This window comes from Microvirga roseola, assembly GCF_020866965.1.
GTDB lineage: Bacteria > Pseudomonadota > Alphaproteobacteria > Rhizobiales > Beijerinckiaceae > Microvirga > Microvirga roseola.
Genome location: NZ_JAJATX010000048.1, coordinates 20,092 through 32,699, shown reverse-complemented (window position 1 = coordinate 32,699; position 12,608 = coordinate 20,092). Strand labels below are relative to the sequence as shown.

Genomic DNA, 12,608 nt, shown 5'->3' with positions numbered 1-12,608 from the left:
TTCATCGGCCGGGAGATGCTACGACCGAGGCCGAACGCAACAGCTGCCAGGATTAGGGCCGAGACGCCGACAAAGGCGAGGAACACGTTCCGGTGAGTGGCATTGATAGCCGCCAGATCATCGATGTACATGCCTGCGGCCACAACCCATTCCCACTGAGGGAATGAGACGGCGTATACGGTTTTCGGAGACGGTACAGTCTCGTTCAGCTTCGGCCAGAGGAAGTTGACGAAACCGCCGCCCCTCTTACCGGCCTCGACCTGCTCGCGGGTGACGTAGGTTCCGTTGGCATCCTTCACGTCGGAGAGGTTCTTGCCCTCAGTACCCTTGTTGGGATGCATGACAACGAAGTTGGTGTAATCGAGTACCACAAAGTAGTCATTGCCGTTGTAGCGCATCGTGCGCAGGATGTCGGCCGCCCGCTTCTTGGCCTCCTCGACGGAAAACTCACCCTTCCTGGCACGCTCCTCAAAACCTGCAATGAGAGTTGTCGCGGTCTGAGCAAGGCTTTTGAGCTCGGCCTGCTTTCTTTCGAGGAGGATGCTGGAGATCGTGAGTGATCCATAAACCGACAGTGCTATCAGCGCGAGGATGCCGGCGGCGATACCTGCGTAGAAGCGGCTGGTAACACTGGATAGAATGCTCGCTACCCTCTTCCGAGCGGGGGGATTTTGGACTGTCATCACTTCTTTGTGGACCCGCCTGCATCGCCGCAGGAGGCTCGTGCCACAGCAGCACGATTAATCGGGCCCGGCTACAGTTCTGGAAAAAGAGTAATTTCAAGTTAAGCAGCGCCGTCTGCGGACGAATCCTAAATCTTACTTGGCATTTAGCGGTTGTGAGCCAATTTAGACCACAAGCACTGTCATTTCAGATGGCGAAGCACTGCATGTAAATAAAGTGTGGTACGCTGTTTTGAAGGGCAAATGAGATATCGCGCAGATGATTGCGCCCCTCCCTGCTCAAAGTGATTACAAGGACGGGGCCTATGCTTGGCGCGACTGTCTTAGAGTATAGCCGATATCGCCATGATCCACATGATCACGCTAAGGAGAATGGCCAATCCCAGGACGATGGAGAGAGCATTTGGAATGCCAACGTGCCTCCTGGGCAGTGATTGTGGTCGGACCGGAGGTGAAACTGACCGGTGAAACTATTCAACCGTTAGTTCTGTTCCGTACCGTACCATCTTCCGCGGGCAGCATGGAACCTGCTGCAGTCCAGGCTAGCCCGTCCGAAAGCCCGGTGCCTTCCTTGTGAGGAGGCGACTGGCCGTCCAGGTGAGCAGCCCTGAGAGGCCAAAGATCACCGCGATGACGCTGGCCATAAAGAACGTGATTGCTTCATCCCCCTCGATGCCTTCGATCCATAAGGCCGCTAACAGGCCGATGGCTCCAGCCAATCCGAACCCGTACATCCAGCGCAAGACCCGTCGCCAGGCCATACGGACGGACCAGGCACCGCCCAAATGCCGGGCAAGGACAAGCAAGAGAGCCGGTCCTATCAGGAGGCCAACCAAGATTGCTGCCGACTGCATCTGACCTGTTCCACAAAGAGGCTTACCGTAAAGGTGTAGCCTGAACACGTTGATCCTGACCAGGTGCGCCGGCTTGTGCCATGAGATAGGCGTCCCGGTTCTTCTTGAACGTGGCGGCCTTCTCCAAATCCTTCGCGATCTTCTTTTGAGCCGGCACCGGCTTTTGGGCGTACCGGGCGCATAGCCGCGGGAGCGCAAAGGGAACCGCAATCTGCGGGTGGTTCCGGCCGATGGCATCCTGGATCAGGTCCACCTGCTCTCCCGCCAGCGGCATGCCGCTGTCGCCGCCCAGGAGAAGCAGCAGGTTCATCACCGCCGAGGGCAGCGCCCGAACGAGTTCCTTGCCGGGAGCGGCCGCGGCAATCTCGAGATATTCGGAGCGAGCGAGGGTGATGGTGATCACCTGATCTTTCCCACTGGGCGGACCATCCGCCAGGGCCAGAAGGCTCTCACGGAAGCCTTGCTCCCGGCCGCGAGCCGCATCGTCATGGCAGCCGAACCCGGCCTTTTGCCGGATCCACTGCTCGCTCGGACCTTTGGGTCCCACAGCCACGATCGAGGACTTGATCAGACCCTCGGCCAGACTGGGACGAAGCTGCTCCTCCTTCTCCGGGTGGTCGATGATGAAGAATCGTACGTTCGTATTCGCCACGATCCCCTTGATCTCCGGCAGAACGCTCGTTCCTTGGAAGGAGGAAGGCTTCGAGAGTCTCACGCTGAGTTACATCGGCATGAAAAGCGGGTTCTTCTTCAACGCCCATCGAGCCGCAGAGGACTGCCTTGCAGCGCTCCAGATTCTCGCGCTGCCGCTTCCAAAGTCTGGACGGTCGCCGATCTCCTGTCTTCTACAAGCCTCCAGAGCTATTACCTGCCGCATCAAAGCGACCAATACCCCCTATGACCGCAAGGAGCTGTTGAAAGCCCGTTCCTACCGGTGGTCGGACGGATCAGACGGATCGGTCAAGGCTTGGTGGATCGAAGTCCCGCAGGAAAAGCTTGAGGACGAGATCAACTTCCTACGATCACACATCTACATGCGCCCGATCGACATTCCCATTCGACACATCACTGCCATGGAGCGGTTCTCCCCAAGAGCCGATTGATCCAGGGTCCAAAGACCAGCGGAATCTCTACCGCTGAAATCCCCTGAAGGAGATGGGAATGGACAATCTGACCGAAATCCTGGTCACGCCCCGGCTCGCCTCGATCGGCATGGCGGTTCTTTCCGCCAACCTCGAGCCTGTCCCTCCCTATGCCTTCATCCTGGATCGTGGGATGGATCCGGAGGAGCGGCTTGAGAACGCCATTCTCTGGAAGGCTCTCAGGGACCGCGCCGGATCGCAGATCAAGGCCTATGACGATGTGGGCAAGGTCCCGGAGGGCGTCACCCATATCTTCGGACGGGCTGGCCATCGCAGTGATCTTTTCCGGGACGGTCTGAAGTACCCGGGCCCGAACGAAAGGACCCCGCGAGGTCGACTCGCTGCATGGCCGCATCGCCGTCGGCTTCCTCATCGTCCAGGACATTGTTGTGGTCCTGGCCATGATCGTCCTCTCGACCGTCGGCATAAGCGCGGACGGGAGCCCGGCCGGTTTCGGAATCGGCGGCACGCTCGCCATTGGCCTTGCACTCCTCGCGCTTCTCGCACTCTTCGTGCGCTACGGCGCGGAGCGCCTGCTACGCTACATCACCCGCATGCCGGAACTGCTCGTCACGTTTGCCCTCGCCTGGACCGTGATCTTCGCCGCCGTATGCGACTTCATCGGCCTGGGCAAGGAACTGGGCGGCCTGATTGCAGGTGTTTCGCTGGCCTCGACCTCGTTCCGGGAGGCGTTAGCCTCGCGCCTGGCCAGCCTCCGCGATTTCCTGCTGCTGTTCTTCTTCATCGGCCTGGGATCGGGCCTGCGGATCGGCCTCCTGGGCGATCAGGTCATTCCTGCCCTCGTGCTGTCGGCGTTCGTGCTCGTCGGGAACCCGCTGATCATGGGCGCCACCGCTGTCCCCTTCGGTTTTCCCCGGCTAGGCAGTTGGCCCGCGGCTTGGTCTGGGCCGGCTGAATGAGAGTGGCGGGTGCTGACAGTCCCGCAATCTCGCGTACGATCTTCGTCCTGATAGTTTGGATGAACTGCTGCTTCTCCCGGACCGGGACCATGAAGGCGCCCGGCCCGCCGATGACGCAATCCTGAAAGTAAAGATCCAGGTCCTCAATGTCCCAAGCGCCATCGGGCCGCTTGAGCATGATCGGCAGGCCGTTGATCGTGACCCCTCGGGCTAGCGCTTCGTCCCTGGCCTGGGTTACGGTCCGCCCCTGATTGTTTGGACCATCGCCGGAGATATCGATCACCTCACGGAGAGGCTTAACCCCGCTCTCCCGCAATTGCCTGAGGCTGAAGTCAATGGCGCCCGAGACGGATGTGTAACCGATGCGCCGAGTGGGGCTGCGGGCAAGCCGGTCCGCAAAGCCGAGTGCATCCTCCGGCTGCTCGATCACGGTCCAGGGCACAACCACCTCCTGGTAGGCCGCCCCGGCCCATTCCAGGTACACGACAGCGATGCGACCCAGCATGCCCTTGCGGACTGCCTCATGCACCTCAGGCGCGCGAAAGGCCTCGACAAAGCCCTGCCGTTGCAGTTCCTGCTCGTCGGGTTCCATGGACAGGGAGACATCAACCGCCATGACGAGAGCGAGGTCCACTTCCGTTTCAGCCCAAGCAGAGACCGTGGAGAACATGGCCGTTGTCCACGACAGGGCAAGAAAAAGCAGCACGCGCGCGGAAGTAAGCATGTCGGACCTCCTGGCGAATGGGAGTAAGGTGCCCGTGCCAGAGCCGGCTCTCCGCCCGAACCAATGATAGGGCAGCGCTGCCCCAGGACCATGTTCGGAACCTCCCTTCCGGGCCATCGTTCGTTCATCACATCCATCAACCAGAGGGTCGCATGGGCCAAGAGCCTGCCAAATCTGAAGCTCGACTGGCAACGGCCAGCATTGTCGACACGCTTGCCGTCTTCGCCGAGGTTGCCATTCCCACCTTGAGCAAGGGCGTCATCATCCGCCGTCCGAAGATGGTCTCGGTCGCAGAGGCGGTGGGGCTCGACTCCCGCGCGGTGCAGCGGCTGCAGCAGCTTTGGGCCAAGTATGGATCAGGTCCGCTGCTGCTCCCGATTCCTGGACGCAAACAGGCCGTCATATTGAGCCCGGAGCATGTGCAAAGGGTTCTCGCCGGGACACCTCGGCCGTTCACGCCGGCCACAAAGGAAAAGAGTTCTGTTCTCGGGCATTTCGAGCCCAATGTCTCGCTGATCTCCAAACCTCCGAAGCGAAGCGACCGCCGTCGCTTCAACGGTATGGTGCTGGAGGAGGGCTGCCCTGTTCACTCACAGGCCGATGCGTTCCTGCGGGTCGTGAAAGAAGAAGCTGAGGTGCTCCTCGCTCGGAGCGGAGAGGAGCTCAACTGGGACAAGTTCACTGTCGCATGGCATAAGGTCATCCGGCGTGTGGTTCTCGGCGACAGCGCTCGCGACGATCATGAGCTGACCGAGATGCTTGCGAAGTTGCGTGCGGTGAGCAACTGGGGCTTCCTTCACCCCAAACGCGCGAAACTCGCCAAGCAGTTTCATGACCGGTTGAACCAGTATCTCTCTCGCGCAGAGACCGGCAGCCTTGCGGGCCGCATCGCAGCTTTGCCGAAAACAGACGAGACATCGCCGTCCCATCAGGTGGCGCATTACCTCTTCGCATTCGATCCCGGCGGCATGGCAACATTCCGCACCCTTGCTCTGCTCGCCACTCATCCGGATGAGCGGGCGAGGGCCAGAGAGGAGATTGATGCTGCAGGCGAGACAGTGCGCAAGGATCTGCCTTTCGTCCGGGCCTGTTTTCTCGAGAGCCTGCGCCTGTGGCCGACGACACCCGCGATTTTCCGCGAAACGACGGAGGACGTGGAATGGGACGGCGGCACCATGCCGAAGAACACCCACATTCTGATCTTTGCGCCCTTTTTTCACCGTGATGACGAATACCTGGACTACGCCCACCGGCTCAATCCGGACTTATGGTTGCAGGGTATGCCAGGAAACGGGTGGCCGCTCGTCCCCTTCAGTGGAGGGCCCGGAATTTGTCCGGCGCGCGACTTCGTGCCAATGATGGGAAGCGCTATGATCGCCGAGATCCTGGGCACAAAGGAGCTTTCGCTGGAGCAGCCGCGTCTCTCCCCCGAAGAACCGCTGCCGGGAACGCTCGACAACTACACGCTCAGATTCCGGGTTGGCCCACGCGCCTCGTGAGGATCAACGCGGGACCAGCCGAGCCCAGATGCCGCTCTTGGCGCGCAGCGTGATGGATGGCAGGAGCTCGACTGGATGCTCCTCTTGCCACTCCAAGCGAAAGTGTCGAGCCACGACTGACAGGATCAGCACAGCTTCCATTATCGCGAAGCGGTTCCCGATGCAGATGCGCGGCCCGCCGCCAAATGGCATGTAGGCGAAGCGGGGGATCCGCCGCGCGAGATCGCCTTCCCATCGTTCTGGGCGGAATCTCTGCGGATCCTCGAACCACCGCGGATCCCGGTGGATGATCCAGGGACTTATGAGGATGGTCATACCGGCAGGGAGGGAGTAGCCGCCGGTCCTGCAATCGGTCAGTGCCTGTCGTCCAAGCACCCATGCCGGAGGGGACGGGCATCAGTGGGGGGTGGAGAAGCAGGGGCGGCTCTTCCGCAGGTGCTGCTGTAGCAGGTCTTGCTCTCCTGGCGGTCCCGCTAATCGGGCTCCTGGCCTGGAGCCGTATACGAAAGGGTCATGGGAGCCAGCGCAGGTACGAACGCTTGAGGTCCCGGGAGAGATTGGCCCGGCTGCAGGCCTGAGCAGGAGCCCTTCTCTTGGCCCTACGAAGCCAAGAGGTGGGCCAGGCCCCACACGGCAGCCCACCCAAGCGCAACCGAGGTTCCGGTTGCTAAGAAGGCCAGGGCGAGAGCAGACAAGATGGCCAACCCGTCCCGAGCCGCCAACCCTAGACCCATCAGGATCACCGCAAAGCCGGGAAGGATGTTGCCGAACGGGATCGGCAGAGCAATCAGGATCCCCATCAGCACCATCACCAGAGCCAGCATCGGCTTGGCAGGGCCTGTCGTCAGCAGGCCGGCCCGAGGCTTGATCCTCCCCTCGAACTTTTGCAGGATTCCAGGACCTTGGTGAGCCAGCATTCTGACTGCGGAGGGCTTTAGTCGCATCTGAGCAAGCCACTCAGGGAGGCTGAACTCCTCTCCTGCTGTCACCATGCGGCACGCTACAATCACCAGCACGGTCCCAAAGACTGCCCCGAGGGGAACGCCAGGGACAGGAATGATGGCCGGAATGGCGATCGCGGCAAGCAGCAATCCGCTCGCCCGCTCCCCAAACACAGCCACAAGGTCGCGCACGCGCGGATCTGATGGCAACAGTTGATCCATGCTCGCCATGATCTCAGAAGCTGTTTCTGGCCTGTCGCAGTTCACAGGCCGAGCCTCCTACAACCACCCCTTGAACAGCGCTGCGCGTGTTGATCTGATTGGACTTGGCAATGAGCTTAAGCATGCGTCTAGGCCAGGAGATAGAAGAGATAGAAGCCGTTAAAGCGCACGCCAGCCGCGGCAGCTCTGGCATGGAAGCCGGGCGGCGAGGGATCCGAAGGCCGAAGGCAGCGTTCAAACTCCCACTTCTCCTCAACCAGAAATTCTGGAACGGGACGCTCCTCCGGTACGGCACAAAGGAGACCGGGTCGCTGACTGTTGCGGAACAGGTTGTACACGCGATCCCGCATGTCGGGCTGACGAGGATCAGGCAAGGCATCTTCAGCCATCTTTCAGACTGTTCTCCCCAGGTTCGAGGAGGAGCTTGGCAGAGATCAGCCTGACCTGCGCTCATCTTCCCGCTCCCCTGGAGAGGCGGAAGATGTGGGGGAAGGCTCATCAGCTCTGGAGCTGTGGCGGAACGGCCGAGACATCCTCGTGATCATTGTCGACAGGCACGAGAAACGTCACAAACAAACCGTCCTCATCCTCGTCCTCGAAATCATCATCGTCCTCCAAGTCAGGGGCTTCGAACGCGGCGACCTCCTGCTCAGATGCGGGCCTGATGTTCAGCGGCATTCTGCCGTCCCATAGGGGCGTTCCTTCGCTGGTCATCAGGGTCAGGTCATTCTTGAAATCTTCGCTTTGGAAGATGGCTCGCGCCATGGCCTCATCCGCATCGGTGATCGCGATCGGCTTGCCGCTAAGCTCGAGTGTAAACATCAATCCTCCTTCTGAAACATCAATCCTCCTTCTGAATGGAGGCTGTTAAGGCGCCGGTACAGTGCGAGCTAAGCGGACCACTTGCAAAGGTGTCTTTATCCCGAGCGCTCCATCAGGCTAGGACGCACAGCAGATCGGCTCCAGGCCAAGGCCGCGAACGGCGTTAGCTTGAGCAGCTGAGGCCAGGCTGCGCTGGCCTGAGAGGTAGCGGCTTCACGAGCCCTGTCAGCTGTCGGCTTCCTCCCCGCTTGTGGTGAGCTCAACGTACTTGCGGGTGACCGGCTCAATCAGATCGGCTGATTGTTGCGCCGCCTGCTCCTCCTCCTGGATCGACTGGCGGAAGGCGGCGACGTGACCGGTCTCGCCGGAACTCTCCGCAATCGCGATCAGGGAGCGGTAGGCTGCAATCTGCTCATATTGATAAGCATAGCCGGCATAGAGGTTTTTGAGCGTCTCGTCCTGGAACATTCCATGCACTGTTGCGCCAACGCTGCCAGCTGCGCTGGTTACGGCTTCCTTGACGGCCGGAGGACTTTCCCCCGCAGACTGAAGAGCCTGCTCAATGCGCTGGATCTGCTGTCGCGTGGTCTCGATATGCTTCTGGAGGAGAGCTGAATACTCCGGGTATTTCTCCAGCCGGGAGACCTGAATTTCCATCTGCTGCAGACCCTGCTGCTCCATGGCATGGGTGTTACGCAGTGCCGAGATATAAATCGAGCGGGCGTCAGTCATCGGTGTGCTTCCTCAAGGATACAGTTCCGACGCCAACGAATGGGTCCTGGTTGAGTTCCTCTCAGGTCAGCATGAGGTCGGTGGCATTGCGCAGTGATCCAGGAGGTACTCTGTCAGCCTTGACGAACAGCTGATATGGAACCCGCGGGAATATTCACGAGGCCCCTGCGGAGCATCCGTCACGGTGGGCGCAATCCGCGTCCACCGGTGCTTCCTATATCACTCCGGTACAGTGAAGGGTTGCCGTCGCCGAGGCGGCGGTTATCGGTTGCCGCTCAGGGCGTCGACGGCATTGCCGGCCTTCGCCCGCGATGAAGAATTGGCTGCGCATCGCGACGCGTATGCCCGCCCGGCAGGAGAATATCGTCGTCAAACCGGCCCGCACCGCCAAGAGACAAACTGAACGTGCCATCTCGACGCGCTCGCTTGACAGTCGAGCGATCCTGCGTGCATCATCAATTATCAATTCGATCGTATCGATACGCGATACAAGCTTAGCATCGATACGGAGAAGAGGGAGAGGCGTATCCGCGTTGTTTCTTCCCAACGGGGTGCGCCATCCGAAGCGGAACTCGAGGGGGCATGATGTCTCGGGACTCAGTCGTCCCCGCTGACATGTAAGGTACCCCGTTTTGTTTGATTCAAGAGGAAATCATGAGCCGTCATGCCGTGTGCCTAACGTTCGACTTTGACGCGATGTCCGTTATGGTTGCTCGCGGGCTCAAGAGTCCGACACCTGTTTCACGCGGGGAGTTCGGAGCCGCTGCCGTTCCCCGGATTCTGGCGCTCCTGGACAAATATCGGATCAAGGCCTCTTGGTTCGTTCCAGGAACCGTCGTCAAGACCTACCCGGATCACTGCCGCCGGATCATCGGGGCCGGGCATGAGATTGCCAATCACGGCTGGACCCATGCAACTCCGGCCAGCCTCGCCCCAGAGAAAGAGGAGGCGGACCTCGTCCGTGCCAGTGAGGCCATCGCCGAGGTGACCGGCCGCAGCCCGCGGGGCTACAGGTCCCCGGCCTGGGATCTCAGCCCTGTGACGGTCGACCTGCTGCTCAAGCATGGCTTTCTCTACGACAGCAGCATGATGGGGCATGACCATCATCCTTACTTCGCCCGCCGCAACGATGTCGTGCCGGATGAGGAACCGATCCAATTCGGCGAGACGACCACATTGGTCGAAATGCCCGTCAGCTGGTCGCTCGACGACTTTCCGCATTTCGAGTTCATGCGGTTCAAGGACGTGGTCTTCCCAGGGCTGGCGAATGCGGGACTGGTCCTCGAAAACTGGGTCCATGATTTCGAGTACATGGCACGCACCGAAGAGTGGGGGTGTCTCACCTACACGTTCCATCCTTTCGTCATCGGCCGCGGGCACCGCATGATCATGCTCGAGCGCCTGATCTGCTCGCTTCTCGAGCGCGGCGCCCATTTTCTCACGATGGAAGAGGCTGCCGAGCGGTTCCGAACCCGCGCTGCGGCTGAAGCGCTGCGGGCATGAAGGACCGTCGGCCCGACGCATCATCGTGCTCGCCCCGCTGGTGAGTATTTAAGTTCGCCAGCGCTTCAGGCCTATCACATCCCATTCCCTCCGGAAGGATGTCAAAGCCATCGGCAGCAACATCTCCAACGCTAAGCAACAGAGCTCCCCAGCCATGACGAGCACCATCCAGATTGAGTCTGTTGAAGGCCTGAATGCGCCTGCGGAGATCCTCGTCGACCCATGGGGCGTTCCTCACATCCGGGCGGACTCGCTCGACGATCTGTTTTTTGCGCAGGGCTTCAACGCGGCGCGCGACCGTCTCTGGCAACTCGATCTTTGGCGCAAAAGGGGCCTCGGCCTGCTCGCCGCCGACTTCGGGCCGGGATACCTGGCGCAGGATTACACGTCCCGGCTTTTCCTCTACCGCGGAGACATGGATGCCGAATGGGCAACCTACGCGCCCGATGCAAAAGACATCTGCACAGCCTTTGTCACCGGCATCAACGCGTACATCGCATTGACGGAGCGCGAGCCCGAGAGGCTTCCACCCGAGTTCACACAGATGGGCACGAAGCCCGCCCGATGGGAGCCCGAGGATGTTGTCCGGATCCGAAGCCATGCGATGACCCGCAATATCCTGTCCGAGGTGCTCCGCACCCATGTCCTTACAGGTGCGGATCAAGCAACAGACGATCTTCGGAAGGTGCTGGAGCCGGCGATCGTTCCGACCGTTCCCGAAGGGCTTGATCCGTCGCCCGTCCCGTTGGAGGTTCTGGCCGCCTACAAGCTTGGAACGGCAGCCGTGATGTTCTCGCCTGAGCGTCTCGCGGCTTCTCTCGAGGAGGCCTGGAAGTGGACAAAGGTGACCGATCTCGGTGATGTTGTCGCGGAAGTCGGCTTGCAGGGCTCGAACAACTGGGTGGTCGATGCGGCTCATACGGCCACGGGAAGGCCGCTCATGGCAAGCGACCCCCATCGAAACCACGCCATCCCGGCCCTGCGCTATCTGGTGCATCTGAGCGCGCCTGGACTGGATGTGATCGGGGCCGGAGAGCCGGTCGTTCCTGGCGTGTCGATCGGACACAATGGACAGATCGCCTTCAGCCTCACGATCTTCTATGCCGATCAGGAGGATCTCTACGTCTATGAGACGAAACAGGGCGAGCCGACAGGCTACCGCTACGAGGATTCGTGGCAGGAGATGCAGGTTGTCGAGGAGGTATTCGCCGTCAAGGGCGCGCCCGACCAGGTGATGTCCCTCAAATTCACCCGGCACGGCCCGGTGCTGTTCGAGCAGCCCGAGCGGCAAAAGGCTTACGCCGTCAGATCGGTGTGGTCCGCCCCAGGGTCCGCGCCCTACCTGAGGAGCCTCACGTCCATGCGTGCCAGGAACATTGCGGAATTTCGCGATGCTATGCGTGGTTGGGGCGTGCCCTCGTCGAACCACGTCTTTGCCGACGTGCAAGGCACGATCGCCTGGGTGCCAGCTGGTTGGACGCCAGTGCGCCCCAACTGGGACGGCCTCATGCCGGTTCCCGGAGACGGCCGGTATGAGTGGGACGGTTTCCTCGACAACGAGAAGCTTCCCAGAGTGGTGAACCCGGAGAAAGGCTTCTTCGCAACGGCGAACGAGATGAACCTGCCGCCCGACTATCCTCATGCAGTCGGCTACGAATGGATCGAGAATTCACGCACCACCCGCATTCACGAGGTCCTCCGCCGATCGCCGCAGCATTCCGTCGACGATGCGTGCCGGCTGCAAACCGACGTCGTGTCTATGCCGGCGCGGCGGGTCTGCAGCCTGTTGAACGGCCTCGAAGCGGAGGGAGATGCGGCAGCCGCGCTCGCCTATCTCAAGGGCTGGGATCATGCGTTGGCGGTCGACAGTGGACCTGCTGCGCTGTTTGAGTTGTGGTGGGCTAAGCACCTGAAGACAGGGCTTCTTGAGGCACTGGTCCCGGACGACAAAATGCGCGGGCTTCTGGCTCCAGGAGACATCGAGGGCATTCTCCGTGCGCTTGAAACACCGGATGAGCGTTTCGGCGCAAGCCCTGCGTATGGGCGGGATGAACTGCTGCGCACGACGCTCGCGGCGGCTTGGCGGGATTGCGCCGATCGGCTCGGCGCGGACTCCTCCACTTGGGCTTGGGGCAGGCTGCACCACGCCCTATTCGAGCATTCGCTGGCCTCCGTCGAGCATGGCAACGAGGCTTTCAACATCGGTCCGTTCCCGCACGGCGGCAGTTCGGTCACGCCGATGCATACCGGCTATCGCCCATCGGACTTCCGCACGATCGCAGGCGCCTCGGTTCGAATGGTCGTTGATGTCGGAGCGTGGGACGAGAGCCGCTGGATCAATGCTCCGGGGCAATCGGGCGATCCGCGCTCGCCGCACTACAGCGATCTCGCGCCCATCTGGGCAGTGGGTCAGTATGTGCCGATGTTGTACTCGCGCGAAGCGGTCGATGCGGCGGCACCCCACAGGATCAGGCTGGAGCCGCGGCGCGCGTCAGCCCCCTATGTGCAGGCCGCTCGGGCGGCGGGGGTGTAGCACCTCGGCGGGGTTCAAAACAGATGCCGGCCT

14 protein-coding genes are annotated in these 12,608 nt (G+C 61.0%); 5 read left to right on the top strand and 9 right to left on the bottom strand.

The features are described from left to right. The 3 genes from LG661_RS19545 to LG661_RS19535 form a co-directional block, all read right to left on the bottom strand. The coding region (locus tag LG661_RS19545) for a cache domain-containing protein (protein WP_230533611.1) at nt 1-683 on the bottom strand (683 nt) is incomplete at its 3' end. 542 nt (nt 684-1,225) lie between these two features. Next, nucleotides 1,226-1,537, bottom strand: coding sequence for a hypothetical protein (locus tag LG661_RS19540; protein ID WP_230533610.1), 312 nt, complete (start codon nt 1,535-1,537; stop codon nt 1,226-1,228). 22 nt (nt 1,538-1,559) lie between these two features. Beyond that, entirely contained in the window at nt 1,560-2,189 is a 630-nt protein-coding gene (locus tag LG661_RS19535) for a hypothetical protein (protein WP_230533609.1), read from the bottom strand. On the opposite strand from LG661_RS19535, the gene LG661_RS19530 reads away from it, so the two are divergent. Together LG661_RS19530 and LG661_RS19525 are read left to right on the top strand one after the other, a co-directional pair. Next, nucleotides 2,161-2,640 (top strand): DNA polymerase III subunit epsilon, encoded by a 480-nt coding sequence (locus LG661_RS19530; protein ID WP_230533608.1) that lies wholly within the window; start codon nt 2,161-2,163, stop codon nt 2,638-2,640. The genes LG661_RS19535 and LG661_RS19530 overlap by 29 nt on opposite strands. Before the next feature lie 428 nt (nt 2,641-3,068). After that, entirely contained in the window at nt 3,069-3,599 is a 531-nt protein-coding gene (locus LG661_RS19525; protein WP_230533607.1) for a cation:proton antiporter domain-containing protein, read from the top strand. Here the strand turns inward: LG661_RS19525 and LG661_RS19520 are convergent. After that, nucleotides 3,520-4,323 carry a DUF1194 domain-containing protein gene (locus LG661_RS19520; protein ID WP_230533606.1) on the bottom strand — a complete coding sequence of 268 codons (804 nt, stop codon included), beginning with the start codon at nt 4,321-4,323 and terminating at the stop codon, nt 3,520-3,522. The two genes, LG661_RS19525 and LG661_RS19520, sit on opposite strands and share 80 nt — an antisense overlap. A 299-nt stretch (nt 4,324-4,622) precedes the next feature. On the opposite strand from LG661_RS19520, the gene LG661_RS19515 reads away from it, so the two are divergent. After that, the gene (locus tag LG661_RS19515; RefSeq protein WP_230533605.1) at nt 4,623-5,822 is read left to right on the top strand and encodes a cytochrome P450; all 1,200 of its coding nucleotides are present in this window, start codon (nt 4,623-4,625) and stop codon (nt 5,820-5,822) included. Between the two features lie 3 nt (nt 5,823-5,825). Here LG661_RS19515 and LG661_RS25490 read toward each other — a convergent pair whose 3' ends face one another. From LG661_RS25490 to LG661_RS19495, 5 genes are all read right to left on the bottom strand, one after another. After that, a complete protein-coding gene (locus LG661_RS25490; protein ID WP_407666752.1) occupies nt 5,826-6,197 on the bottom strand; it encodes a cytochrome P450 in 372 nt (123 codons plus the stop codon). Between the two features lie 224 nt (nt 6,198-6,421). After that, nucleotides 6,422-6,973: an exopolysaccharide biosynthesis protein gene (locus LG661_RS19510; RefSeq protein WP_230533604.1), complete on the bottom strand. Its 552-nt coding sequence runs from the start codon at nt 6,971-6,973 to the stop codon at nt 6,422-6,424. A 140-nt stretch (nt 6,974-7,113) separates the two neighbouring features. Next, nucleotides 7,114-7,374, bottom strand: coding sequence for a hypothetical protein (locus LG661_RS19505; RefSeq protein WP_230533603.1), 261 nt, complete (start codon nt 7,372-7,374; stop codon nt 7,114-7,116). Between the two features lie 109 nt (nt 7,375-7,483). Next, entirely contained in the window at nt 7,484-7,807 is a 324-nt protein-coding gene (locus LG661_RS19500) for a hypothetical protein (protein WP_230533601.1), read from the bottom strand. Between the two features lie 225 nt (nt 7,808-8,032). Beyond that, complete coding sequence (locus LG661_RS19495; protein ID WP_230533600.1) at nt 8,033-8,539, bottom strand: ferritin-like domain-containing protein; 507 nt, start codon at nt 8,537-8,539, stop codon at nt 8,033-8,035. A gap of 654 nt (nt 8,540-9,193) precedes the next feature. Here LG661_RS19495 and LG661_RS19490 point away from each other — a divergent pair. Both LG661_RS19490 and LG661_RS19485 read left to right on the top strand, forming a co-directional pair. Beyond that, nucleotides 9,194-10,042 (top strand): polysaccharide deacetylase family protein, encoded by an 849-nt coding sequence (locus LG661_RS19490; protein WP_230533598.1) that lies wholly within the window; start codon nt 9,194-9,196, stop codon nt 10,040-10,042. A 154-nt stretch (nt 10,043-10,196) separates the two neighbouring features. Beyond that, nucleotides 10,197-12,575, top strand: a complete 2,379-nt coding sequence (locus tag LG661_RS19485; RefSeq protein ID WP_230533596.1) for a penicillin acylase family protein — start codon at nt 10,197-10,199, stop codon at nt 12,573-12,575. The last annotated feature ends 33 nt before the right edge of the window (nt 12,576-12,608 follow it).